General features: G+C 41.1%; 20 protein-coding genes, 1 rRNA gene and 2 riboswitches. Of the genes, 18 read left to right on the forward strand and 3 right to left on the reverse strand.

The features are described from left to right. From KQI87_RS13905 to KQI87_RS13945, 9 genes are all read left to right on the forward strand, one after another. Positions 1-222, forward strand: a 23S ribosomal RNA gene (locus KQI87_RS13905); the annotation flags it as partial. A gap of 673 nt (positions 223-895) precedes the next feature. Continuing rightward, the gene (locus KQI87_RS13910; protein ID WP_173697338.1) at positions 896-1984 is read left to right on the forward strand and encodes a galactose ABC transporter substrate-binding protein; all 1089 of its coding nucleotides are present in this window, start codon (positions 896-898) and stop codon (positions 1982-1984) included. 84 nt (positions 1985-2068) lie between these two features. Next, complete coding sequence (locus tag KQI87_RS13915; RefSeq protein WP_173684383.1) at positions 2069-3577, forward strand: sugar ABC transporter ATP-binding protein; 1509 nt, start codon at positions 2069-2071, stop codon at positions 3575-3577. A 19-nt stretch (positions 3578-3596) separates the two neighbouring features. Further along, positions 3597-4583 carry a galactose/methyl galactoside ABC transporter permease MglC gene (locus tag KQI87_RS13920; RefSeq protein WP_216460659.1) on the forward strand — a complete coding sequence of 329 codons (987 nt, stop codon included), beginning with the start codon at positions 3597-3599 and terminating at the stop codon, positions 4581-4583. 97 nt (positions 4584-4680) lie between these two features. Continuing rightward, positions 4681-5013 carry a hypothetical protein gene (locus KQI87_RS13925; RefSeq protein ID WP_173684385.1) on the forward strand — a complete coding sequence of 111 codons (333 nt, stop codon included), beginning with the start codon at positions 4681-4683 and terminating at the stop codon, positions 5011-5013. A gap of 84 nt (positions 5014-5097) precedes the next feature. Then, the gene (locus KQI87_RS13930) at positions 5098-6696 is read left to right on the forward strand and encodes a response regulator (protein ID WP_216460660.1); all 1599 of its coding nucleotides are present in this window, start codon (positions 5098-5100) and stop codon (positions 6694-6696) included. A 72-nt stretch (positions 6697-6768) separates the two neighbouring features. Beyond that, on the forward strand, positions 6769-8568 hold the full coding sequence (locus KQI87_RS13935) for a sensor histidine kinase (RefSeq protein ID WP_216460705.1): 1800 nt from the start codon (positions 6769-6771) through the stop codon (positions 8566-8568). Further along, a complete protein-coding gene (locus tag KQI87_RS13940; protein WP_216460661.1) occupies positions 8565-9515 on the forward strand; it encodes a substrate-binding domain-containing protein in 951 nt (316 codons plus the stop codon). The genes KQI87_RS13935 and KQI87_RS13940 overlap by 4 nt, the downstream gene beginning before the upstream one ends. A gap of 27 nt (positions 9516-9542) precedes the next feature. Then, positions 9543-10571 (forward strand): galactose ABC transporter substrate-binding protein, encoded by a 1029-nt coding sequence (locus tag KQI87_RS13945; protein WP_216460662.1) that lies wholly within the window; start codon positions 9543-9545, stop codon positions 10569-10571. 82 nt (positions 10572-10653) lie between these two features. Here the strand turns inward: KQI87_RS13945 and KQI87_RS13950 are convergent, their stop codons facing one another. The 3 genes from KQI87_RS13950 to KQI87_RS13960 all read right to left on the reverse strand — a co-directional run bounded on the left by KQI87_RS13950 (position 10654) and on the right by KQI87_RS13960 (position 14131). Continuing rightward, the gene (locus KQI87_RS13950; protein WP_026649458.1) at positions 10654-11028 is read right to left on the reverse strand and encodes a BlaI/MecI/CopY family transcriptional regulator; all 375 of its coding nucleotides are present in this window, start codon (positions 11026-11028) and stop codon (positions 10654-10656) included. A 348-nt stretch (positions 11029-11376) separates the two neighbouring features. After that, entirely contained in the window at positions 11377-12018 is a 642-nt protein-coding gene (locus KQI87_RS13955) for a GNAT family N-acetyltransferase (RefSeq protein ID WP_025580832.1), read from the reverse strand. Between the two features lie 64 nt (positions 12019-12082). Then, a complete protein-coding gene (locus tag KQI87_RS13960; protein ID WP_253292538.1) occupies positions 12083-14131 on the reverse strand; it encodes a M28 family peptidase in 2049 nt (682 codons plus the stop codon). Between the two features lie 525 nt (positions 14132-14656). Further along, a riboswitch (cobalamin riboswitch) is annotated at positions 14657-14839 on the forward strand. Between the two features lie 139 nt (positions 14840-14978). Between KQI87_RS13960 and KQI87_RS13965 the strand changes: the two genes are divergently transcribed. The 9 genes from KQI87_RS13965 (at position 14979) to KQI87_RS14005 (ending at position 25619) form a co-directional block, all read left to right on the forward strand. Continuing rightward, positions 14979-16187, forward strand: coding sequence for a hypothetical protein (locus KQI87_RS13965; protein WP_117676950.1), 1209 nt, complete (start codon positions 14979-14981; stop codon positions 16185-16187). A 75-nt stretch (positions 16188-16262) separates the two neighbouring features. Beyond that, positions 16263-16462, forward strand: a riboswitch (cobalamin riboswitch). A gap of 196 nt (positions 16463-16658) precedes the next feature. Next, entirely contained in the window at positions 16659-18221 is a 1563-nt protein-coding gene (locus tag KQI87_RS13970) for an ABC transporter substrate-binding protein (RefSeq protein ID WP_196002694.1), read from the forward strand. A 55-nt stretch (positions 18222-18276) separates the two neighbouring features. After that, positions 18277-19224 (forward strand): nickel ABC transporter permease, encoded by a 948-nt coding sequence (nikB, locus tag KQI87_RS13975; RefSeq protein WP_306452298.1) that lies wholly within the window; start codon positions 18277-18279, stop codon positions 19222-19224. Positions 19225-19228: 4 nt separating this feature from the next. Further along, entirely contained in the window at positions 19229-20056 is an 828-nt protein-coding gene (gene nikC / locus KQI87_RS13980; RefSeq protein ID WP_008707164.1) for a nickel transporter permease, read from the forward strand. Positions 20057-20067: 11 nt separating this feature from the next. Further along, the gene (locus tag KQI87_RS13985) at positions 20068-20850 is read left to right on the forward strand and encodes an ABC transporter ATP-binding protein (protein ID WP_055053312.1); all 783 of its coding nucleotides are present in this window, start codon (positions 20068-20070) and stop codon (positions 20848-20850) included. Then, entirely contained in the window at positions 20843-21814 is a 972-nt protein-coding gene (locus tag KQI87_RS13990) for an ABC transporter ATP-binding protein (protein ID WP_055053313.1), read from the forward strand. Before KQI87_RS13985 ends, KQI87_RS13990 begins: the two co-directional genes overlap by 8 nt. Further along, on the forward strand, positions 21814-23169 hold the full coding sequence (locus tag KQI87_RS13995) for an MATE family efflux transporter (protein ID WP_216460664.1): 1356 nt from the start codon (positions 21814-21816) through the stop codon (positions 23167-23169). The genes KQI87_RS13990 and KQI87_RS13995 overlap by 1 nt, the downstream gene beginning before the upstream one ends. 213 nt (positions 23170-23382) lie before the next feature. Further along, positions 23383-23601, forward strand: coding sequence for a cation transporter (locus tag KQI87_RS14000; RefSeq protein WP_055053315.1), 219 nt, complete (start codon positions 23383-23385; stop codon positions 23599-23601). A 152-nt stretch (positions 23602-23753) separates the two neighbouring features. Beyond that, positions 23754-25619 carry a heavy metal translocating P-type ATPase gene (locus tag KQI87_RS14005; RefSeq protein ID WP_216460665.1) on the forward strand — a complete coding sequence of 622 codons (1866 nt, stop codon included), beginning with the start codon at positions 23754-23756 and terminating at the stop codon, positions 25617-25619. Positions 25620-25625 lie beyond the last annotated feature (6 nt).

Raw genomic sequence — 25625 nt, forward strand, 5'->3', positions numbered from 1 at the left:
CGGGCCGCTGGTGCATCGGTTAGACTGCCAAGTCTACGGCCGAGTAGCCAAGCCCGGAAGGGATAAACGCTGAAGGCATCTAAGCGTGAAGCCCCCCTTAAGATGAGATATCCCATTCGAAAGAAGTAAACCCCCTTGAAGACGACGAGGTAGATAGGGCAGAGGTGGAAGTGCAGTAATGCATGGAGCTGACTGTTACTAATCGGGTGAGGGCTTGACCAAGAAATCGCAGGAAGTAATGATCTCAGGGAAATGTCAGCATGTATGTAGTTTTGAAGATATAGTAGAAACCAGCTAGTTGTTAGCTGGTTTTTTTGTGCTTAAAAATAGGTCTAAGAGGGACGTCAGAAAAAAGAATGGTTTCCCATGCGGTTTCGGAACCTAGGAATTCTAAGGGTCTGGAGATCTGCTAAAAGCATGAGGAAAAATGCAAAACTCGCCGCGAAAGGGCTCAGACAGGTTGCTATTTTTCCTCATAACGCAGATCCCCACACCCTAAGAATTACTACGGTCCCTGCAAATGCATGGGAAACCATTCTTTTTTCTGACTGTTTATTGACTTAAGTGGGACAGATTTACTGGTGAGAGAATAATTAAATAATTAGCGGTGTGGGAGAAGAATATACAAAGTATGTAAATATATAACGGCATATAATAGGAAGCAATTAATAAAAATGACAATGAGATTTTAAAAGTTTAGAAGAATCCTTGTTATTCTGCATAAAAAACAAAGGATTTCGAAGAAAAACAGAAGTATTTTGTATAGTTTTTTCAAGAATCCATTGTTATAATACAATCACAGTAAAACAAACGGGCACGCGAGAGAGTGAGCGTTGACAAAGGCTCTGCGTGTTTAATAAACAAATCAAACGTAAATTCAAGGAGGGTTTTTACAATGAAAAGAAAATTAGTGAGCTTAGTACTTGCAACAGCAATGATCACATCATCTATGGTGGCAATGCCTGTATTCGCATCTGATGACACAGCAACAGAGGAAACAGCTGACGAGAAGAAAGATGATGCTGCAGATGATACAGAAAAACCTGATGTAGATTTATCAGACAAAAAAGTTGGCATTTGTATTTATCAGTTCTCTGATAACTTCATGACTCTGTTCCGTACAGAACTGGAAAACTATCTGATCGAGCTTGGATTCTCTAAAGATAACATCACAATCCAGGATGGTGCTAATGACCAGGCTACACAGTCCAACCAGATTGACGCTTTCATTGCTGATGGTGTAGATTTACTTATCATCAACCCGGTAAACTCCTCCTCTGCAGAGAGTATTACAGATAAAGTAGTAGCAGCTAATATCCCGCTTGTATATGTAAACCGTGAGCCAAGCGAAGATGAAGAGAAGAGATGGGAAGACAACGGCTGGAACGTTACATATGTAGGATGCGACGCTCGTCAGTCCGGAACAATGCAGGGTGAGATCATTGCTGATCTTGGTCTTGACACAATTGATAAGAACGGAAACGGAAAAGTTGATTATATCATGATCGAAGGTGACCCGGAGAACGTTGATGCTAAATATCGTACAGAATTCTCTGTAAAAGCTCTTGAGGATGCAGGACTTGAAGTTAACCAGCTTGACGATCAGGTAGGTAACTGGGATCAGGCTACAGCTCAGCAGCTTGTTGCTAACGACTTAAGCCAGTTTGGTGATGATGTAGAAGTTGTATTCTGTAACAACGATGCTATGGCACTTGGTGCTCTTCAGTCTATCGAAGCTGCCGGACGTACAGTTGGCGATAACATCTTCCTTGTAGGTGTAGATGCTCTGTCCGAGGCTCTTGATAAAGTAGAAGAAGGCAAAATGACAGGTACAGTATTTAACGATCATATTTCTCAGTCTCATTCAGCAGCAGATGCAGCTGTTAAATATCTTGCAGGCGAAGAAAATGAACACTACATCGGCTGTGATTACGTAAAAGTAACTACAGACAACGTAGCTGATATTAAAGAAATGACAAAATAATTTAATTGATCTTGCTCAGAAAGGTGCGGGTGACTTAAAAGGCACCCGTACTTTTCTGTGAGAAAAGGGAAAGGGAGGAGAAATATGTCTGAGTACAAACTGCAGCTGAAGGGCGTCTGCAAATCTTTCCCAGGTGTTAAGGCACTTGATAATGTACAGCTGTCACTCCGTCCGGGTACAGTACATGCTCTTATGGGAGAGAATGGTGCAGGAAAGTCTACTTTGATGAAATGTTTATTCGGTATTTACAAAATGGATGCCGGAGAAGTCTACTTAGATGGACAGAAAATTGTAGTTAATAATCCTGATGAAGCAATGAAATATGGTATCGCAATGGTACATCAGGAGTTACAGCCGGTTCCGGCAAGAACAGTAGCGGAAAATCTTTACCTTGGACGTTTTCCTACAAAGAAATACGGTCCTTTACAGGTAATTGACCATAAAAAGATGTATGAAGATACAGCATACTGGCTGAAAGAAGTTAAGATGGATTTTGATCCGAAGGCTCTTCTGGGTGATCTTTCTATCGGACAGATGCAGTCAGTAGAAATTGCAAAAGCAGTTTCACACAATGCGAAGGTGGTAATCTTTGATGAGCCTACATCCTCATTATCAGATAACGAAGTAGAAGCTCTTTTCAGGATCATGAATGATCTGAGAGATAAAGGTGTTGCCATGGTTTACATTTCTCATAAGATGGATGAGATCAAACGTATTGCAGATGATATCACCATCATGCGAGACGGTACATATGTAGGAACCTGGCCTGCAGCCGAAATGACTACAGAAGATATCATTACCAAGATGGTAGGACGTGAGCTGACCAATGTATATCCGGAAAGAAAGAATAAACCAGGAGAAGTGGTCATGGAGGTGAAACATTTAAGTTCTATCCATGAGAAATCATTCCAGGATGTATCTTTCACACTCCGCAAAGGTGAAATTCTTGGATTTGGCGGTCTGGTAGGAGCTCAGAGAACAGAGCTTCTGGAAGGCGTTTTCGGAATGAGAGCGATCCAGTCCGGAGAGATTTATATTAAAGGCAAAAAAGTAAATATCAAACATCCGGCAGATGCCATGAAAGCCGGAATCGGTCTGATCACAGAGGACAGACGTGGAAATGGTATTTTTGGATGTCTTTCCATCAAGGATAATGTAGGTGTTTCTATTTATAACAAACATCTGAAAGCCGGATTTGTGCTTGATCATAAGACGATCAACGGAATCGTAGACGACAGTATCAAGAAGCTGCGTATCAAGACTCCGAATATGCAGGAGCATATCGCAAACCTGTCCGGTGGTAACCAGCAGAAGGTTATCGTTGCAAGATGGCTGGCAAATGATCCGGATATCCTGATCATGGACGAGCCTACCCGTGGTATCGATGTTGGTGCAAAACACGAGATCTATGAGATCATGAACGACCTGGCAGCAGAAGGCAAAGCCATTATTATGATTTCTTCAGAAATGGCAGAGCTGCTTGGTATGTCTGACCGTGTTTATGTAATGTGTAACGGAAAGATGCGCGGAGAACTTACAGAGGAAAATGAAATGACTCAGGAACATGTTATGAGTTATGCTACAAAATTCTGATGATGGGAGGAGAAAAATAATGGGTAAAAAGAAATTAAGCTTTAAAGAGATTATGACAAATTATGGTGTTATCATCATCATGGTTTGCCTTATCGTATTCACAGGAATCACAAGACCAAACTTTATAACAACAAACAACCTTACTAATATTCTTGCAACTATGAGTTTCCGTCTGGTAATCGCACTTGGTATTGCCGGATGTATCATTACAGCAGGATGTGATCTTTCCGCAGGTCGTATGATTGGTTTCGGCGGATGTATCGCAGGTACACTGCTTCAGAAAATGGACTATTCCGCTAAATTCTATCCGGATATGAAACCGTTAAACATCTGGCTTGCACTTCTGGTCGTTATGCTGATCTGTGCAGCATTCGGTCTGGTAACAGGTTTCTTTATCGCATACCTGAACGTACCGCCATTCATTTCCACAATGGCTATGATGGAAATCGTTTATGGTATCTGCAGTATTTATACAAATGCAACGCCTCTTGGAGGATATGTAAGTGAGTATACAGGACTTGCTACAGGTAAATTCCTTGGAATGAGCTATCTGGTATGGATCGCAATCCTGGTTGGTGTTATCACATGGTTTATCTTCAACATGACCCGTCATGGAAAATATATGTATGCAATCGGTGGTAACCCACAGGCTGCAGAAGTTGCCGGTGTTCCGGTTAAGAAAACTCTTATCATTATCTATGCAAAAGCAGCAGCTATGTATGGTCTTGCAGGATTTATGATGGGTGCAAAAGCCGGCGGTGCATCTGTTCAGTTAGGTTATGGTTATGAAATGGAAGCTATCGCAGCTTGTACTATCGGTGGTGTATCTGTAACCGGTGGTCGTGGTAAAGTATCTTCCGCTCTGGTCGGTGTTGCAGTATTCGAATTCCTGAAAGCAGCACTTCAGTTCCTGGGAGTAAATGCATACGCTCAGTACATCGCACTTGGTGTTATCATCTTCATTGCTATTTCACTGGATATCAGAAAATACATTGCAAGAAAATAATAAAAAGTATATAATGTTACATATAGGGCCGCCGTTTTGGTACGACGGTCCTTTCTTTATATATACAGCTGCGAAATAAAAAGAGGAGAAATAAAAAATGGGAAACAGTTATTTATCAAATGCAATGATTCCGCTGATGATGACTCTTGTTCTTGGATATTATGCAGCCCGTCTGCTGATCTTTCATGATACAGAATCCATCACAGGGAAAGATAATGGAAAGAAACTTAAGGACAAAGAGAAATATGTGGCAGAATCAGGAAAGCTGATACTTTTTCTTGCGGCAGGTTCTTTTGTTATGGCAATCTTAATGTACTTCAGTGTCCATGCGGCAGTTGTGGAAATTGCGGTGTGGTTTGTGGTTTTCGGTATTTTATGGAAACGTATGAATGATAAATACGGAACTCCGAATTCACATAAGAAGAAATAAGATAACTATTTGACAGAGTGCTGATTGTGAAGGCACTGAACGGTTACGAGACAAAAAAACAAAAATGTAGAGACAGGTGTAGAGATGGAGAAGTATTCAGTACTGCTTGTGGATGATGAGGAAGATGTTATCCAGATTATTATGAAAAAGATGGACTGGGAAAGTATGGGGTTTCAGATTGCGGGCTATGCGCATAATGGTGTGGAAGCTCTGGAGATGGCAGAGGAACTGCAGCCGGATGTGGTAATGACAGATATTAAGATGCCGTACATGGACGGACTGACCTTAAGCCGTAAGCTAAAAGAACTTTATCGCACAGTCAAGATTATTATTTTTTCAGGTTTTGATGAATTTGAATATGCAAAAGAAGCAATTCAGATTGAAGTGGAGGAATATATTTTGAAGCCCATTGATGCCGGAAACCTGAAAGAGGTATTCGGGCGTATCCACGAGAAGATAGGGCGGGAGATGGATGAGAAGAGAAATGTGGATAAGCTGAGAGAATATTACATGGAAAGTCTTCCGATTCTTCAGGAAAATTTCTATACCTCTCTGATTGACGGACGTATTCCTGAGGGGGAGGTTGAAAAATATCTTTCTAACTATCAGATTGATCTTACCGGCCCCTGTTATGTAGTTTCTATTTTACATATCAGCACTACAGATATTCCACAGAATATGAATCCTTTTTTGCTGGGGGTATCAGTGAAAAAGCTGGCAGAAGAACATATGGAAGGGGAATGGAAATCAAGGATTCTGATGTATCTGGGAGATATTGTGGTAATCACACAGCTTGAAGAACAGGAACAGATTACTGCGTTTACGGATTTTATGGATCAGTTCTGTCGTCTGGCAAAGCATGTATGTGAAGCAATGGTAACTGCAGGGATCGGATATGTATGTGACAATCTGCCGGATATCCGGCTGTCATGGCAGGGTGCAAGGAGTGCTGTTTCCTATCGCGTGATCTATGGAAATGCGCGTGCGATCAATATTGCGGAAATTGATCCTATGGAGAATGTGGATGAACGTTGGGAGGAACAGGAAATACAGAAGATTCTTAAAAGAATCCGTATGGGAACAAGAGAAGAACTGGAAACAGAAATCAGTCACTGTGTATGCAGGTTTCTTCAGGATGGAACTACTATGCAGAAATATCAGATTTTTATTATGGGACTTCTTACAGAACTTTTTCGTTTCTGCAATAACAATCAGTTGGACAGTGTTGAATTTTACGGTGAAAAGGGGGAAGCTTTTGATAAGTGCATGCAGATGGAATCCCCGAAGGAACTGGAGCAGTGGCTTCTGAAAGTCTGTGAGAAGTTACAGGAAACCGTTCAGCAGGAACGGCAGGCAAGTACCAGATCTTTTGTTTCCAGAGCTGTGGAATATGTGCAGGAACATTACAGCGACAGAAACATTACTATAGAATCCGTATGTCGTGAACTGGGTGTGAGTGCTGCATATTTTTCTACGATCTTTAAAAAAGAAACAGGTAAAACATTTATCAGTTTTCTGACAGATTACAGAATGGAAAAAGCAGTGGAGCTTCTCATGACTACCAGTGATAAGACTTATATTATTGCGGAAAAAGTGGGGTATGCAGATCCTAATTATTTCAGTTACGCATTTAAAAAGCAGTACAGTATGTCGCCGTCTAAGTATCGTACTGCCAACAGTTAATAACAAAAGACAGGAGAATCAGTGGAAAAGATCAGAGAATTATTAACCCATAAGAACAAAAAAACAAGAAGTATGCAGATGACAATATCTATTTCTTTTACAATTCTGTCTGTATGCTGTATGTGTCTTCTTGGAGTTATGCTTTATCAGCAGTTTACCAGAAAAGCAGAGAATCTTACAGTCGAAAATTCAAGGCAGCTTCTTAATCAGACGACCATCAATCTGGAGGATTATCTGAGGAATATGCGTCGTATTTCGGATGCAATGTATTATACGGTAATCAAGAATACAGACATCGGAAGTGAGAGTCTGGAGGATTCTATGAATCTTTTGTACGAGGCGAACAAGGATAAGCTGGTCAGTGTGGCATGTTATACAAATGATGGGAAGCTGACAGAAGCATCTCCCATTGCCACAGAGAAACCAGGAGTTGATGTAAAATCGCAGAAATGGTTTCAGGATGCTGCCGGAGAACTGGAAAACTTTCATTTCTCCACACCTCATGTGCAGAATCTCTTTGATGACCCATCTTACAGATATTACTGGGTGGTTTCCTTAAGCCGTACGGTGGAGCTTACCAGAAATGGAAATACCATGCTGGGTGTTCTTCTGGTTGATATGAATTACAGCAGTATTGAGCAGCTTCTTGAGAAGGCAAACACAGACACTTCCGGTGAATATGTATATCTGATGGCACCGGACGGGGAAATTATCTATCATCCCAAGCAGAACCTGATCCACATGGGGCTGTATGAGGAAAATAATACCGAGGCAGCAGGATATGAAGATACTACTGTAAAAGAGAATTTCCATGGTGAAAAGCGACTGGTAACAGTAAAAACCATCAGTTACACAGGCTGGAAGCTGATCAGTGTGGTTCCCATGAAATCTTTCAGCATGGGGATGACAGGTATGAGAAATCTGGTAGTTCTTCTGGTAGCTCTGACAGTACTTGCGGCGGTGATGCTGAATCAGATGGTTTCTGCCAGAATATCAAAACCACTGCGCCGCCTGAATGATTCGGTGAAGGAGTGGGAAGCCGGAAATATGAATCCGGATATTTATATAGGCGGTTCCATGGAAGTAGAGCATCTGGGAAAAACACTTCGCTCTACGGTTGCGCAGATTCGTCAGCTTATGGATGATATTGTAGTGGAACAGGAGGAGAAGCGAAAGAGTGAACTGGATGCCCTGCAGTCTCAGATCAACCCGCATTTCTTATATAATACACTGGATTCTATTGTCTGGATGATTACAGGTGAAAGATATGATGATGCGGTATTTATGATCACGCAGCTTGCCAGTCTGTTTCGCATCAGTCTGAGCAAGGGTAAAACTGTGATTAAGATTGAGGATGAAGTCAAGCATGCCAGAAATTACATGAATATCCAGAAGATCAGATATAAGAACAGCTTTGAAGTGGATTTTCAGATAGAGGAAGATATTCTGGATGGGTGTATTGTAAAGCTGGTGCTTCAGCCTTTGCTTGAGAATGCTATTTATTATGGTATGGAATTTATGGACGGAGAGGGTGAAATCCATGTCCGGGGTTACCGCAAGGATAAGGATGTTTATCTGGAGGTGGAAGATAATGGACTTGGAATGCCGGAAGAAGAGGCCGCAGAGCTTCTTAACGGAAAAGAAAGACCGCATAAGCATGGCTCAGGCGTTGGTCTGGTCAATGTCCACAGCCGTCTGAAGCTTCGCTTCGGAGAGGCTTATGGTCTGGTTATTCACAGTTGCCCAGATGAGGGAATGATGGTACAGATCCATATTCCGTATATTCCATATACAGTGGAGACGCAGAAATTTCTGGAAAGTGGAAAGGATTATTCTTCAGTGTCAGCATCCGGAAAGGAGGGTTCGGAATGAAAAAGAACAGAATATCAGGCCTCCTTTTTCTGCTGGTGATCCTGGCTGTGATTGGATACAGTGCACATGAAATGGTAAATCAGGGGAAAGATGAAGATTATATATCTGTATCTGTTGTTGTAAATGACAGCAGCAATGTCCGGTGGGATGCTTTTCGTTCCGGTCTGGAGCAGGGAGCAGAAGATAATCATGTACATCTGAATCTTGTTTCTACAGGCACGTTTCAGAACGCACAGGAAGAACACACAATTGTGAAAAGAGAACTGGATGGAGAGGCAGACGGTGTGATCGTTGAGCCTTATTCCAGTGAGGCAGATGTGATCCTTCCAACAGAATCAGCGAAACCGGTGGTACTTGTGGGAACAGGGATAGAGACAGACAGACTTTTTACTTCTGTAATGACAGACCATGGGAAGCTGGGGAAAAGTCTGGCTGATGCAGTCATTCAGGGCAAAGCAGTTAAAGTAGGGATCTTGAGCGGAAACCAGAGTCAGCTGGGAATGAGGCAACGGTTAAAGAGTGTCAAGGACAAGCTGGAAGAAGCAGGAATAGAGATTTCCTGGATACTCTCGGAAAAGGAACTTGACAAGAAGATGCGAAATGTAGAATATTTTGCAGAGCATCCGGTAGATACAGTAATTTCTCTTGATAATGATGATACGGAAAAAGCGGTGGATATTATTCTGAATGATGACCGTATCTCATGGAAACTCTATGGAGAAGGTCGTTCTGAGAAGCTGATATATTATCTGGATAAGGGGACGATACAGGAACTGGCAGTTCCCAATGAGTATTATATGGGATATCAGAGTATAGTCCTTGCAGCGCAGAATATCAGGTATTATACGGACAAAACAGAACAGGCAGAAGTTGAATTTTATATGGTATCCAAAGATAATCTCTATGATGAAGAAACAAACAGAATTTTGTTTCCGGCTGTAAGATGACCGGACAGACAGATGGGGGAAAAGAAAATGCACAGAAAATATCTGGCACTGGCAGGTGTTCTGAGTCTTGTAACTGTTACTGCCGGAGGATGTAAGGGCAGTGAGGAGAAGGATGTCAAAAATATTAAAATAGGAGTTACCTTATACAGCCAGTATGACACATTTATCTCAGAATTGATGACGGAATTTACAGAATACGCAGCAGATAAGGAGGAATCCAGCGGTGTGGCGATCAATCTGGAAATCCTGGATGCATCACAGAGTCAGCTGACGCAGAATGAACAGGTGAAAAACCTGATTGATAAAGGATGTGATGTGGTGTGTGTCAATCTGGTCGACCGTACAGAGCCTACAACGATCACAGATCTGGCTGAGAATAATCAGGTTCCGATCATATTTTTTAATCGTGAACTGGTTACAGAGGATCTGGAACGTTGGAGTGAACTGTATTATGTGGGAGCAGATGCTTCTCAGTCCGGTGTGCTGGAAGGAGAAATTGCGGCAGATGCATTTAAGAAAAATGCAGATATTGATAAAAATGGTGATGGTATCTGCCAGTATGTGGTTCTGGAAGGTGAAGCCGGACATCAGGATTCCATTGTAAGAACGGAGTATTCGGTGAATACTATGGTTGAAAAAGGAGTGGAAACAGAGAAGCTGGGATATGCCATAGCAAACTGGAACAGGGCGCAGGCTCAGACAAAAATGGCAGCTCTGCTGACGCAATTCGATGGAAAGATTGAGATGATCATTGCAAATAATGATGATATGGCACTGGGAGCAATTGATGCGTTAAAGGCATCTGATATTCCGAAAGAGAACTGGCCCGGAGTTGTGGGGATTGACGGTACAGATGAGGGGATTGAGGCTGTAAAGAATGAGGAAATGCTTGGAACGGTTTATAATGATAAAGAGGGGCAGGCGCGTGAAATGCTGAATCTTGCATTTGTAATCGCAACGGATGGAGATAAGAGTGATATTCCGTTGATCGACGGAAAATATGTGCGCACGCCATATCATAAGCTTACGTTGGAAAATATAGAAGAGTCTGAGTAATTTCTCTGATCCGGTATTTATAGTAATTCTGTAAATAAAAAAGGCTGTTGTTAATGACAGCCTTTTTATTGAGCATTTTTGATTAAAGTGTCTGTATATAAGATAATAATTCAGCTTTCTCAGCTGCGCTTAATTTATTTCCTGCTGTAAATGCAGCGATGAAATCTTTGATGGCTCCGTTGTAAGAATCCTTTACAATCTCCTGGGCATAATTTTCATAGAATTTCTTTGAGGTGACAGATGGAATATAGATAGCTCTTTTTCCGCTCTTGTCAACATTCAAAAAGCCCTTCTGTGCCAGACGGGAAAGAAATGTGTTTACTGTCTGTTTCTTCCATGCTTTCTTTTCTTCCTCATTAAAGTGAACCATAATCTCAGAAAAAGTTGCAGGTGTTTCTCTGGTCCATAAATATTGTAAAATATAAAATTCTGTTGCGCTCATTGCATTTCGTACCATTATTATAAGTCCTCCTTATCAGTGTAGTGATGTGTACTCTGGGGTTATTAAAATTTTTATTGCCAGGTAAATACTTTTGTTTCTGGTAATCGTGGATGTTCAGCAGTCCGTTGAATGGAATGTCTCTGAACAGTTAACAGTAATTAAGAATAGTAGCGGAAAAGTACATATGGTACCATAAACAAACAGATGTGGAAAAGTTTTATCCAACATCTGTATGCTTATTTTAATATAAAAGTATAAATATTACTAGACGTAGAAATAGACAAAAATGTAAGTGAAAAATAGGTTAATTTATCAATTACGGAGCCTTTATGTTAATAATTGCGAGAGCAGTACAGATACAAATTATACAGTAGCCTCTCTGATCATGCAATATTGTTTCAGATCAAAGTGAGGTTTTTCCACTATCCCATATGTTTTAAATCCGAAGTGTTCATAAATAGGAACGTTATTGGGATTATGGGTTTCCAGAGAAATCAGCATCTTGTGTTTCTGGGCGTAATTTATCACTTCATCCATCAGAAGTTCTGCCAGCCCATGATGTTGGTGTCCGGGGTCTACCGCAAGGTAGATCACATGGAGACGTTCTGTCTGGTGAAGCTGATCAGTCCAGCTTGAGTTCAGGTAGTCTTTGCCCTGAATGAAATTCCAGAAGGTTTTCAGGCTTGGATCTTCTTTGATCAGCCATCCGTCAGTGGTAAGTGCAGCTCTGGCCTCTGTGAGACAGTAGTGCAGAAAATTGTAAGGTTCGCTTTCGTCAGAAACAACCAGGATACTGTTCAGTTCGCTGCTGTCAGAATAAATCTCGCATGTCTGAAAGAATTCCGTCAGATCGCAGGAAAAAAGCTCCGGCAGCAGTCTTTCTCTGGTGTCATCATCAGGAATCAGGGTATGATACAGCGGATCCTGTGCGAAACAGACGGTTAACAGTTTCTGTAATCGTGGTAAATCTTCTTCCTGTACTCTGTACAAATTATCACTTTCCATGGTATGTAGTAATCTCCTTATTTATTGCCGGGAACATTGCTGTTCCCGGGAGTGGTAATGTTTCTTAAAAAGACAGTAGATTATTATAGATGTTATCCAACATTGCAGACAGCTTATTAACGGAGGTGTTTAAGTAGCGGATATCGTCCTTATAATAAGCCTTCTGTCTGCGCAGGGCAGCTTCCAGACGACGGATCTCACTGTCGAGTTCCGGTGTTTTTTCTTCCATGCGCTGCTTCAGTTTCTGCACGATCCCGTAGAGATTTTCGTGATGCATGATACGTCCGGCACCCCACATCAGGCGGTCTTTTGGCTGGTGAAGAATGTATTCGGTGAAGTGATAGTAAACTTCTTCATCGAAGAGAAATGCGTACATATTATTGTCTACTCGATAGAGGGCCTTCAATGCATCTGTAATATTTCCCTCGGATAAAGCCCGGCTTGCTTTTTCCAGCTGTCGGATATTTTTGGAGGCAGCTTCCTGTGGGAAAATTACTTCATCTTGCCAGTTGAGACGTACCAGATAGTCTTGTGCCTTGCGGAAAGTTTTCAGCAGCTCCAGTCCGGCATATTCCCATTTGTGGCGGAAAGCAATGCGGGCGTCGGAGTCTGAAAGTGTGGCATATTCCGCATTAATCTGGCAGATTTTGTCATAAATATTTTCGGCAGAATCTATAATTGTCTGCAGGTTTCTGAGCAGAACATTCTGCTCAGGATCAGCAAATGAGAGTGCATTTTCGTGGATACTTTCTGCGACTGCGTTCATGGTATTGCTGAAATTCATCGGTGGCAGGACAAGTCTGTCAATGGCCATGATCAGTTTCAGATAGCATTCATGATGAAACTGATAGACAGCTTCCTGGTAAACATCCTGATTATCATATTGGGAATGATAATAATTCTGCATGAATGGTCCGGCACTGAAGTCATTGACTGTGGATGGGATACCTGCAATCGCCATGGAGAAATCATCAGACCATGTCTCGATGGGAGAGAGAACTGTAATCCCGTCAGGATATGCTTCCTTCGGGACAGTCAGGCTGTCTGTAAACTGTCTGATGAAATCTGCATATTCATAGGTACAGCGGATGGCATCCTGCGTATTGTGTGCGTGTGCAGGAAGTTCAAAGTTCAGGTCTGCAATCACTTTACCCTGCCAGTCAGGATGTACGCGGAATACCTGATTGTAGGCTCCTGTTGACCAGTCGTATTTGGAATCAATGATTCCCCATTCCTCGGCAGCCATTGCACAGAAGACGAGAGTGTGGGCAGGTTTATAGCCGCCCTTTACCAGTGCACGGGCAATGCCGAGCATCATGGCGACTGCTGCATTATCGTCCTGGAATCCATCGAAATAGGAATCATAGTGTGCGGACAGCAGGATCATAGAGTCTGTCTCAGTCCCCTGTATTTTACCTGTGATATTGCCTGCTGTTGTGTCCGGGATCACTCTGGAACGGGCATCCAGTGATACTTTTAATGAGGATCTGCGTAATAAAGCAGCATCCTGTTCTGGAGTGTTACGGATATCTTCTGAATCAGCGGTATTGTCTTCGCAGGCGGAAATTTTATTCCGGAGGGCACGCTTCAGGATACGTGCATCTGCCTGAGACAGGGAGAATGCAGGTGCGAAATCAGGACCTGCGATATCCTGTGCATTCAGCGCAGTTTCTGCGATTTCTCCGTAGCCGTTTGCCTGAACTGCGATCAGGGCAGCAGCGCCGCGCAGATAAGCCTGATAAACAGGGAAGCTGATCCACCATTCGTCGCGTTGGTTGATCTCAACCATAACCAGCTTTCCTTTTACGTTTATGCCTTCATAATCTGCGGCAGTTCCTTTTCCCAGATAAACGAGTTCATAATCTTCAAATCCGTCTGTCTCGAAATTTGTCTGATATCCGCCCATCTGAAAGGTGTGTTCCTGCCCGTCATCATCTGTAAATTTCAGGACTGCCTTCTCGAATTCCCATCCGTCCAGTGAGAATGTATCTCTGGTTACATCGGTAAGTCCGATAGCTTTCATTTCCCTGTATAACATATCTCCTGTAGCTGTTTCTGCAGCGGAACCTGCAGTACGATAGCCCAGAACAGGGTTTGTTTTCTCTTTTTCCATGCGTCTGGCAAGCTGGTAGGACCAGTCTGTGTCAATGCAGGAAATACAGGAATCTTCAATGTTCAATTTATTTCGCCTCTTTCCTGATTTTGTAAAATGATATACTGTAAGTTTTTATTATATAGTAAACTATAAATGAGCAAATTTGAAAAACTGTACAATTGAATCCACGGTATGCGGATAGCAAAAAGTATAAAGCAGTTGAATGTTCGCGTAATGTGCACAACCAGCTATGAATTTTGTGCACTTTTAGATATTTGCTCATTTATAGTAGTAAAAATATTTTAGCATAAACAAAGAAATGCCACAAGAGAAGGTAGTGCTGCAAAGAGACCCTTATTATGGAATAGATACTGGAATCTGAATATTCAAGACCATAGTAAAAGTGAATAAAAAAACATATAAATATTAGATGTAAATTATTGACGTTAACCAAATGGAATTATATAATAAAAATATAATGAAGTTGGGGAAAAGCCTTAGCGCGGAGTAAAAATAGTTTTTGACTTTTAGCCCCTGATATCATATTATAAAAATAATGCATGTTTCCAGTAATATGGAATTAAAAGGGAAACCGGTGCAAGTCCGGTACGGTCCCGCCACTGTAAAAGGGAGCTTTTTATCATATATGTCACTGCTTAAGAGGCGGGAAGACGATAAAATGCGATGAACTTAAGTCAGGAGACCTGCTTGCATTAAAAAAGGTTATTTCTTACGGTGTATAAGAAAGGCTTTATTTTTATACCTAAAATACATTTTAAGAAAAGGATCTTTTTTATTTCAGGAAAGGATGTGAGAAAAGAAAACTTGAATTTTTATACAAATACGACAGAAAGGTAAAAAAGGAATGAAAAAGATAATAAGTTTTATATTGACAATGATTATGCTGCTTACCTGCACCAGTATTTCAGTTATGGCAGCTGACACTCAGAGTGATACAACAAATCAGGACGGAAAAATGACAATAGGAGTGTCCGTATATAATCTGAATGATGCAGAAGTAAGAGCATTTAGAAATTATTTTGAAAATTATGTCGGTATGGCTTTTGATGTCGAGTTTTTATATTCTTCCAGTATAAGTACAGCAGAAGAAGAAATCAGCTTTATCAACGAGCTTCATGAAAGAAATGTAAAGGGAATTATTTCTTTCCTTTCCTCAGATCTTGAAGAAGTTCTTCCGGTATGTGAAGAATATGGTATGTATTATGTACGTGGCTCAGGAACGATCAGTGATGAAATGTATGAGAAAGTAAAGGATAATCCTTATTTTCTGGGAACAATAGGAACATCTGTTGAAACAGAAATGGATGCGGCTGCCAATATGGCGGAGTATTTTGTTTCAGAGGATCAGAATAACCAGAATCATTACATAATAGCATGTGGAGGATCTGCTATCGGTAATGAGATGCATCGTCTGAGAACGATTGGTATTCTGAATAAGCTTCAGGAAGCATATGGCCTGTCATATGAGAAGTCTGTAGAAGAACTGGTGAATACGCAGGATACTGAAGAAATTGAAACAGGCAGTGACATTAAGATTACTCTGGTTCCGGGGTATCCAAAAGATCACCTGGATGAAAAGCTGGCTGATTCGCTGAATACAGGAGAGTATAATGTTATTCTGAGTGTAGTGAGCGCAAGTGATTTTATCAAGATAATTGATGCTTATGAAGAAGAGAACAGTACAGATGTATTGTTGGGTTCCATTGACTGTTTTACAGAAGATACATACGAAATGTTTAATAAAAAGGGATATAACGGCAAGGAAAGAATCGACTATCTTGTAGGAAAATACGGTGCTATCGTTGCACCATCATTTGTTGCCATGAAAAATGCTCTGGAAGGCTTTGCAGAAGATTACCGTGAAGATGGAAGTGCTTTCCGGCTGCAGCAGTCATTCTGGACAGCGGATTCAGTAGATGAGTTTAATAAGCAGTATGCGTTATCTATTGGAATGTATGATAATACATATAGTGTAGAGGATATGATGGAAGTTCTGAAATCCTATACACCGGAAACAAATTTTGAGAAATTCCGGAAATTTACGGAAAAATAGATAGAAAATAAGAGTCTAAAATAATTGACGTATACATGATGGTATGTTATGATAAATGAGTATTCATACGGTCATTTAATGATTTTAGAGATAAGTTCAGACCAGCAGAAGCGTCCTGCTGGTCTGATTAAAAGGGAAACCGGTGTAAATCCGGTACGATCCCGTCACTGTGATAGTTGGTTTTCAGCTGAATGCCACTGGAAGATATTTTTCTGGGAAGGTGCTGAAAATGGGTAAGCTTAAGTCAGGAGACCTGCTTATTTCTGGTAAAAGAGATTCTTGCGGACGACGAGAAATCCTGATTAAGAGTTACAACTTCATGTGTTGCATATATATGTTTGATTCTTTAATGGTAAGATTTCGTGACGGATGTGGGAGCATCTGTCTTTTTTTTCGTTCAAAATCACAGGAATGGACAGTATGAGAAGGAAGAAAAACAACGAAGAAACAAAAAAAGAAAGGAAGTAAAGGATGAAAAAAACAAAAAGAGAATTACTTGTGTTAGCAGCGGCAACAACAGTTGCATTATTAATGGGAGTTACTGTACAGGCGAAGGGTGATGAGAAGGTTTTAAACTTCGGATGTCAGATGTACACAGATGGATGTGTAAACAGTGCAAATGATGAAAACGGTGGATGGAATGCTATGAGATATGGTATTGCTGAAGCATTATTTAAATTCGATGACAATATGGAAGTTATCCCGTGGCTTGCTGAGAGTTATGAAGTAAATGACGAGCATACAGAATGGACGATCAAGCTGAAAGACGGAATTAAATTCTCTGACGGATGTGATTTAACTCCGACAAAGGTAAAAGAGTATTTTGATCACATGAAAGAGGTAGGACCTTCCGGATCTGCCAAACCGGAGAAATATCTGGAATTTGAAGCAGAAGTTACTGTAGATGATGATGCAAATACTATTAACATCAAAACAAGCAAACCATATGCAAACCTTGTAGGACAGCTCTGCCACCCAACTATGGGAATCACAGATGTAGAACATATTGAAAACTACGATAATGGAATTATTGGAACAGGTCCATACAAGATTGAAGAATTCAATGGTGTAGGTGTTGGTTATACATTAGCTGCAAATGAGTATTATCGTGAAGATGTTCCATACGATAAGATCAATCTGCTGTTCATGGGAGATAACTCCGCAAAAACAATGGCTCTCCAGAGTGGTCAGGTAGACTTGGTTGAGAATATCACAAATGTAGCAGATATTCAGGATTTCCAGGACAGTGATGACTTTACTGTTGATATTGCATCCGGTGTACGCTGCGGATTTGCATGGATGAACTTTGATGGTGTTCTTGGAAACAAAACACTTCGTCAGGCAATCCTGATGGCAATTGATAATGATACAATCTGTAATTCCAGAACAATCGGTGGACTTTATACACCAGGATTCTCCGTACTGCCTTCTACTCTGAACTATGACTATGACAAACTGGAAAATCCATATACCTATGATCCGGAAAAAGCAAAACAGATTCTGGATGATGCAGGAATCGTTGATACAGACGGAGATGGAATCCGTGAACTGGATGGTCAGAATATCAACCTCAGATATATTTCTTATGAAAACCGTCTTCTGAATGACTTTGCAGATGCTCAGGCACAGTATCTTGCAGAAATCGGTATTGGTGTTGTTCCTGAATACGGAAGCTCAGATGATCAGTGGAGTAAACTTGCAGCACTGGATTATGACTTTAATAACAATAACTGGATCACTGTTGGTACCGGAGATCCTCTGGCATATATGGCTAACTGGGCAACTGATACCAGCTACTGCGCATACTCCAACCCGGACTATGACAAGTTATATGAAGAATTAAAAGGTGAAATGGATCCGGAAAAGAGAAAAGATCTGATCTTCCAGATGCAGCAGATTCTGGTAGATGATGCAGCGGTTCTGATTGATGGATACTACAACTCATCTATGATCTACAGTAAGAAAGTTGGTTCTGCACATATCCATACAGCAGATTACTACTGGCTGTCAACAGAAATTACTCCTGCAGAATAAGAAAAGTCTGCGAATTGTGAAGTTACTGAATAGTTACAAACAGAAATAAAAAGAGGTGTCTTTTTTGAGTAAAAAGCAAATAATCAAGCGTTTATTACAGATTGTGATCGTATTGATCGGTATCAGCTTTATTACATTTGCACTGACCTTTATGTCACCAGGTGACCCTGTACGAAACATGTACACGGCAACCGGTGTAATGCCTACTGAAGAAATGGTTCAGGAGACACGCGAGGAACTTGGTCTGAATGATCCGTTTCTGGTGCAGTATACCAGATGGCTTAAGAACTGTCTGAAAGGTGACTTTGGCAAATCATACAGCTTAAATAAACCAGTTACAGAACTTCTTGCAGCCAGATTATGGCCGACTTTGAAACTTACATTAATGGCCATGATCCTTATGCTGGTTATTTCTGTACCTTTAGGTATGTTGTCTGCCATATATAAAGATAAATGGATCGATTATCTCGTCCGGGGAATTACATTCCTCGGATGTGCGATGCCTAACTTCTGGGTTGGACTTCTGTTAATGCTGGCATTCTGTGTTTATATCAATGCATTTCCGGTTATCAGTTCTGCGGGAGACTTTAAGAGTCTGTTTCTTCCGGCTTTGACACTTGCGATTGCAATGTCTTCCAAATATACCAGACAGGTAAGAACAGCGGTGCTGGATGAACTGAGTCAGGATTATGTGATCGGTGCACAGGCAAGAGGAGTAAAGAAATCAAAGATTATCTGGGGCAATGTATTTCCAAATTCATTGCTTCCGCTGATCACAATGTTTGGTCTTTCCATAGGATCACTTCTTGGAGGAACCAGTGTTGTAGAAGTAATCTTCTCTTATCCGGGTCTTGGAAACCTTGCAGTTTCAGCAATCACATCCAGTGATTACAATCTGATCCAGGGATATGTATTATGGCTTGCCCTGATTTATATGGTCATTAACCTGATCGTTGATGCATCTTATGTTTATATTGATCCACGTATGCGTTTAAAGGAGTAGAATCATGAAAAAGAAAAACAGATTTTTAGCAAATAAAACTTTTGTCGTGTTTTCTATTCTTGCAGTCTGTATTATTCTGACAGCAGTATTTGCACCGGTGGTAACCAGAGGGGTTGACCCGTTAAAAGGTTCTCTGGTAGATGCACTGCTTCCGCCATGCAAGGAACATATTTTTGGAACCGACAAAATGGGCAGGGATATTTTTTCAAGAGTTATTTATGGAGCACGTGCATCTCTGTCAGCAACCTTTGGTGTTGTTGCCCTGATCTTTCTGGTGGGAACTGTTACCGGAGTCCTTGCAGGATATTTCGGAGGTGTCATTGATGCTGTTATTATGCGAATTGCAGATATGATGCTTGCTTTCCCAGGACTGGTACTTGCTCTTGCTGTTGCAGGTATTATGGGCGCAAGTATCAAAAATGCGATCATCGCTATTGTAGTAGTAAGCTGGACCAAATATGCGCGTCTGGCACGAAGCCTGGTTATGAAGATCCGTGACAGGGATTATGTATCAGCAGCGATCGTTACCGGTTCCAAAACACCGTATATGCTGTTTCGATATATGCTTCCAAATGCACTTCCTACACTGATCATTACTGCTGCGACAGATATAGGTTCCATGATGCTGGAACTGGCAGCAATGTCCTTCCTGGGATTTGGCGCGAAGCCGCCGGCACCGGAATGGGGTTATATGCTGAATGAAGGAAGAGCGTGTATGCAGTCTGCTCCGTGGCTGATGATCTTCCCGGGTCTTGCTATTTTTGTAGTAGTTGTTGTATTTAATATGCTTGGGGATTCCATCCGTGATATCCTCGATCCAAGAAATGAGTAGGAGGAATAAACATGCTGAAATTAGATAATGTGACAATCTCCTACAAAAATGTTCCAACTGTTCAGAATTTTAATCTGGATATGAAAGAGGGACAGATCGTTTCTCTGGTAGGAGAATCCGGAAGTGGAAAAACCACTGTTATCCGTGCTGTTCTGGGACTTCTTGCAGGTGGCGGTAAGGTCACAGAAGGAAGTATTACATTTGAAGGAGAAGACCTCTTATCCTATACACCGGAACAGTGGAGAAAACTTCGTGGTTCTGATATTTCCATGATTTTTCAGGACAGTGGTGCAATGATGAATCCGACACGTAAAGTCGGAAAAGTATTCACAGAATATATTCTTACTCATGAGAAAATTTCCAAAAAAGAGGCATGGAGTAAGGGAATCGCAATGCTGGAGCGAATGAGACTTCCGTCTCCGGATAATATTATGGAATCTTATCCTTTCCAGTTATCCGGTGGTATGAGACAGCGAGTTGGTATTGCGATGGGAATGACTTATCAGCCGAAGCTTCTTCTTGCAGATGAACCGACTTCTGCACTGGATGTAACAACGCAGGCACAGATCGTGCGTCAGATGATGAAGCTCAGAGATGATTATCATACAGGCATTATTGTAGTAACCCATAATCTGGGTGTAGCTGCCTACATGTCAGATTATATTGTTGTAATGAAGAACGGAAAAATGGAAGACCAGGGAACAAGAGAGTATATTCTGAAAGAATCAAAGAATGAATATACCAGAAAACTTCTGGAGGCAGTTCCATCCCGGGGAGGTGAACGATATGTCTGAAAAAAGAGAAGTAATACTGGAAGCGAAACATGTAACCAGAAGATTTGCGGCATCACATGGACGTACTCTGCTGGCGAACAATGATATTAATCTGAAAATGTATAAAGGTGAAACACTGGGTCTGGTAGGAGAATCCGGATGTGGTAAGAGTACATTTATGAGATTTCTGGTTTCTCTTGATACACCTTCAGAGGGTGAGATTCTGTACCGCGGTACAGATATCACGAAATTAAAGGGAGAAGAACTGAGAAATAACCGTCAGAACATTCAGATGGTATTTCAGGACCCGACCTTATCTTTTAATCCGAAAATGAACATTCGTGATATTGTGTGTGAGCCTTTGATGAATTTCAAAAAGATTAAGAAATCGGAGAAGGATGCTGTCTGCAGAAAACTTCTTGAAATGGTAGAATTACCAGGAGATTTTGCAGATCGTTATCCTCACAATATGAGTGGTGGACAGCGTCAGCGTGTTGCGATCGCGAGAGCACTGGCACTGGAACCGGAGATCGTTGTTCTGGATGAAGCAACTTCAGCTCTCGATGTTTCTGTTCAGAAAACCGTAATTGAACTGATTACAAAGCTTCAGAGAGAAAAGAATATTACATTTGGTTTTATCTGTCATGATATTGCACTGGTTCAGCTGGTGGCACATCAGGTGGCTGTTATGTATCTTGGAAACCTCGTAGAGGTTCTTCCTGGAAAAGACCTCGATATGAAAGCGATGCATCCATATACAAGAGCACTGATGGGTGCAGTATTTGATATTAATATGGACTTTTCCAAACCAATTGAGAGTATTGAAAGTGAAGCTCCGAGCCCGTTGGATCTTCCACAGGGATGCCCGTTCCAGGGAAGATGTGAACATTGCATGGATATCTGTAAAAAGGAGAATCCACATCTTATAGAAGTAGAAGACGGTCACAGTGTTGCCTGCCATTTGTTCAAAAAAGGTGGCAGATAATGAAAAAAGATAGTCTGATTTCTGGAAATATAGGAAAAGCATTATTACTTTTTGTACTTCCACTGATTGCGGGAAGTTTGATTCAGCAGTTGTACACAACGGTTGATGCGGTTATTGTTGGTCAGTTTACCGGAAAAATCGGACTTGCAGCAATTGACTCTGTGCATACACTTTTTAAGTTTCCGCTTAACTTTATGAACGGACTTGCAACAGGTGCAACGATTATGATCTCCAGATATTTTGGAGCAAAAGATAAAGAAGGACTGCATTGTGCAGTGCGGACAGCTCTTTTACTCGCCGGTATTCTGGGAATTGTCTGTGCTGTAGCCGGTGTAATTTTTTCTCCATGGCTGCTTGATATCATGTCTGTTCCGGAAGAAGTCCGTGCAGGATCACTGATCTACTGCCGCATTTATTTTGGCGGAATATGGGCAATGATCCTTTATAACATGATGGCAGGAGTCCTGCGGGCATTTGGAGACTCTAAAAATCCTTTATATGTACTGGTAGTATGCAGCGTGGTAAATATTGTTGCAGACCTCATGATGGTAGGGCTTTTGCATACCGGTGTTGGAGGTGCGGCAGCGGCTACTGTACTTTCGCAGATTGTAAGTGTGGTACTTACTATGCATTTTCTCAGAACTTCTGATTTCCTGGAAGAAAAGATAGGAATCAGAACAATGAGAATCTGCAAAGAGCATATGGGAATGATGCTAAACAAAGGTTTTCCATTGGCTCTTCAGTCTATGCTGTTTCCGATTGCCAATTCTATTGTTCAGGCAAGTGTCAACACAATGGGAACTGACAGTATTGCGGCATGGGGAATCTGTGATAAACTGGATTTACTGATCTGGCTGATCGCGGATTCTATGGGACCTGTACTGACGACATATACCGCACAGAATCTCGGTGCCGGTAAGACGAAGAGAGTAAAGAAAGGAGCACTGATCGGTACTGGGTTATCTGTAATCGCAGTAGGAATTATCAGTCTTGTTCTTTACTTCGGTTCAGGACTGATCGGACCGTTATTTATTGATCAGAAAGACGTTCCGACACTGATCCCGCTGGTTGTAAGATATATGCAGATGATGGCACCTTTTTTTGTATTTTATGCAGTTGCAGAGGCGCTTTCAGGAGCCTGCTGTGGTCTGGGTGAAACGCTGGTACCGATGATTACTACATTACTTACAATTTGCCTGTTTCGAGTAGTATGCATTTTGCTTGTTTTACCGTCATTTAAAACAATGGAATGTATTGTATGGATCTATATTGGATCATGGGTTGTGTCCGGTGTTACTTTTGCTGTTTTATATCTGGCAAAAGTCAGGAAACTCTACCATAAGAAAATTAAATAAAAAGATTGCAATCATTTTGTAAATGATAGATGACACAGAGGATATGGCAGGAAGAATGATCAGGCGGTATCCTCTGTTTTTATATATTTGCTATTTTTCTAATATTAAGCTATTGACAGAGGACGAAAATCTGTTATAATAAAATAAACAAATGAACAAGTGCTCATATGATAATGTGAAAAAATATTCATAAGACGGAAAGGAAAAAATACTATGAAAAAGACTTACAAAATCGACGTAGACTGCGCAAACTGTGCAAATAAAATGGAGGAAGCTGCTAAGAATACAGCAGGTGTTAAGGATGCAACTGTAAACTTCATGATGCTGAAAATGATCGTTGAATTTGAAGAAGGACAGGATCCGAAAGCAGTTATGAAAGATGTTCTGGCAAACTGCAAGAAAGTAGAAGACGACTGCGAAATCTATCTTTAATTCAGGAACGATTTCTGTTGATAATATATTTACGGGAATTGTCGTAAATTAGCAGAGAGGGACTGCGGCACAGAGATATATCAGGCGGTTATGGTTATCCACTGATATATATTCTGGCGGCGGTCCTGTTTTATAAGAAGTGAGGTATTAAGATGAATAAGAAGCAAAAGAAGATGCTGATCAGAATCATCGTAGCGGCGGTATTAATCGTGCTTTTTTCTAAATTGCCGATAGATGGATATGTCAGATTTGGACTGTTTATGATTCCATATCTGGTAATTGGCTATGATATTCTTCAGAAAGCATTTAAAGGTATCAGAAATAAACAGGTATTCGATGAGAATTTCCTGATGGCAGTAGCTACTGTGGGAGCAATCCTGCTTGGAGATTATTCCGAAGGTGTTGCGGTTATGTTGTTCTACCAGATCGGAGAACTTTTCCAGAGTTATGCAGTAGGAAAGAGCAGACGTAACATCAGTGAACTGATGGATATCCGTCCGGATTATGCCAATATTGAAGTAGATGGAAAACTTGAACAGGTAGACCCGGATGAAGTTGAAATTGGTACTGTAATTGTTGTACAGCCAGGAGAAAAAGTTCCGATTGATGGTGTGATCATTGATGGTGTTTCTACTTTAAATACCAGCGCTCTGACCGGAGAAAGCCTTCCAAGAGATGCAAAAGCCGGGGATGAAGTAATCAGCGGATGTATCAATATGACAGGTGTTCTGAAAATCCGTACGATCAGAGAATTCGGAGAATCTACCGTATCCAAGATTCTGGAACTTGTGGAGAATTCCAGTTCCAGAAAATCAAAATCAGAGAATTTTATTTCAAAATTTGCCAAATATTATACTCCGGTTGTATGCTACGGAGCACTTGCACTTGCTTTTATTCCCCCGATCGTACTTTTGATCATGGGAAAACCGACTATGTGGGGTGATTGGATTTACCGAGCACTTACTTTCCTGGTAATCAGCTGTCCATGCGCACTGGTGATCAGTATTCCTTTAAGCTTCTTTGCAGGAATCGGTGGAGCAAGTAATCAGGGCGTTCTGGTTAAAGGTTCCAACTATCTGGAAACACTTGCACAGACCAGCTATGTGGTATTTGATAAAACCGGTACAATGACACAGGGTGTTTTTGAAGTAAGCGGAGTTCATCATAATGAGATTTCAGATGAAAAACTGCTGGAATATGCAGCTCTTGCAGAATGTTCTTCTTCCCACCCGATCAGTAAGAGTCTTCAGAAAGCATATGGAAAACCAATTGACAGAAACAGAGTCACTGATATTGAGGAAATCAGTGGTAACGGTGTGACTGCAAAAGTGGATGGTATATCTGTAGCAGCAGGAAATGCGAAATTAATGAAACGTCTTGGAATTTCCTATCAGGAATGTCATCATGTGGGTACAGTAATTCATATGGCTGTAGATGGAAAATATGAAGGTCATATTCTTATTTCTGATATTCTGAAACCTCATGCAAAAGAAGCAATTGCAGAATTGAAGAAAGCAGGCATCAAGAAAACAGTTATGCTTACCGGCGATTCTAAACGTGTTGCAGACCAGGTAGCAAAAGAACTGGGAATTGGGGAAGTTTACAGTGAACTTCTTCCGGCAGATAAAGTAAGCAAAGTAGAAGAATTACTTCATCAGAAATCTGAAAAAGAGAAACTTGCATTTGTGGGTGACGGTATCAACGATGCGCCGGTACTGTCCAGAGCAGATATTGGTATTGCCATGGGTGCACTTGGTTCTGATGCAGCGATTGAGGCAGCAGATATCGTGCTGATGGATGACGATCCGTTGAAAATTTCCAAAGCAATCAAGATTGCCAGAAAATGTATTCATATTGTATATGAGAATATTTATTTTGCGATTGGCATTAAGATTTTATGTCTGATTCTTGGTGCGCTGGGAATTGCAAATATGTGGATGGCTATTTTTGCAGATGTAGGTGTTATGATCATTGCGGTATTAAATGCGATTCGTACTTTATTTGTAAAAAACCTGTAACTGTGA

Source organism: Blautia sp. MSJ-9, assembly GCF_018919065.1.
GTDB lineage: Bacteria > Bacillota > Clostridia > Lachnospirales > Lachnospiraceae > Blautia_A.

What these genes read in the sequence shown, in the direction of transcription:
- KQI87_RS13910 (WP_173697338.1), top strand. Translation starts at nt 896, where the DNA reads ATGAAAAGAAAATTAGTGAGCTTAGTACTTGCAACAGCAATGATCACA.
- KQI87_RS13915 (WP_173684383.1), top strand. Translation starts at nt 2,069, where the DNA reads ATGTCTGAGTACAAACTGCAGCTGAAGGGCGTCTGCAAATCTTTCCCA.
- KQI87_RS13920 (WP_216460659.1), top strand. Translation starts at nt 3,597, where the DNA reads ATGGGTAAAAAGAAATTAAGCTTTAAAGAGATTATGACAAATTATGGT.
- KQI87_RS13925 (WP_173684385.1), top strand. Translation starts at nt 4,681, where the DNA reads ATGGGAAACAGTTATTTATCAAATGCAATGATTCCGCTGATGATGACT.
- KQI87_RS13930 (WP_216460660.1), top strand. Translation starts at nt 5,098, where the DNA reads ATGGAGAAGTATTCAGTACTGCTTGTGGATGATGAGGAAGATGTTATC.
- KQI87_RS13935 (WP_216460705.1), top strand. Translation starts at nt 6,769, where the DNA reads ATGCAGATGACAATATCTATTTCTTTTACAATTCTGTCTGTATGCTGT.
- KQI87_RS13940 (WP_216460661.1), top strand. Translation starts at nt 8,565, where the DNA reads ATGAAAAAGAACAGAATATCAGGCCTCCTTTTTCTGCTGGTGATCCTG.
- KQI87_RS13945 (WP_216460662.1), top strand. Translation starts at nt 9,543, where the DNA reads ATGCACAGAAAATATCTGGCACTGGCAGGTGTTCTGAGTCTTGTAACT.
- KQI87_RS13950 (WP_026649458.1), bottom strand. Translation starts at nt 11,028, where the DNA reads ATGGTACGAAATGCAATGAGCGCAACAGAATTTTATATTTTACAATAT.
- KQI87_RS13955 (WP_025580832.1), bottom strand. Translation starts at nt 12,018, where the DNA reads ATGGAAAGTGATAATTTGTACAGAGTACAGGAAGAAGATTTACCACGA.
- KQI87_RS13960 (WP_253292538.1), bottom strand. Translation starts at nt 14,131, where the DNA reads ATGGAAAAAGAGAAAACAAACCCTGTTCTGGGCTATCGTACTGCAGGT.
- KQI87_RS13965 (WP_117676950.1), top strand. Translation starts at nt 14,979, where the DNA reads ATGAAAAAGATAATAAGTTTTATATTGACAATGATTATGCTGCTTACC.
- KQI87_RS13970 (WP_196002694.1), top strand. Translation starts at nt 16,659, where the DNA reads ATGAAAAAAACAAAAAGAGAATTACTTGTGTTAGCAGCGGCAACAACA.
- nikC (WP_008707164.1), top strand. Translation starts at nt 19,229, where the DNA reads ATGAAAAAGAAAAACAGATTTTTAGCAAATAAAACTTTTGTCGTGTTT.
- KQI87_RS13985 (WP_055053312.1), top strand. Translation starts at nt 20,068, where the DNA reads ATGCTGAAATTAGATAATGTGACAATCTCCTACAAAAATGTTCCAACT.
- KQI87_RS13990 (WP_055053313.1), top strand. Translation starts at nt 20,843, where the DNA reads ATGTCTGAAAAAAGAGAAGTAATACTGGAAGCGAAACATGTAACCAGA.
- KQI87_RS13995 (WP_216460664.1), top strand. Translation starts at nt 21,814, where the DNA reads ATGAAAAAAGATAGTCTGATTTCTGGAAATATAGGAAAAGCATTATTA.
- KQI87_RS14000 (WP_055053315.1), top strand. Translation starts at nt 23,383, where the DNA reads ATGAAAAAGACTTACAAAATCGACGTAGACTGCGCAAACTGTGCAAAT.
- KQI87_RS14005 (WP_216460665.1), top strand. Translation starts at nt 23,754, where the DNA reads ATGAATAAGAAGCAAAAGAAGATGCTGATCAGAATCATCGTAGCGGCG.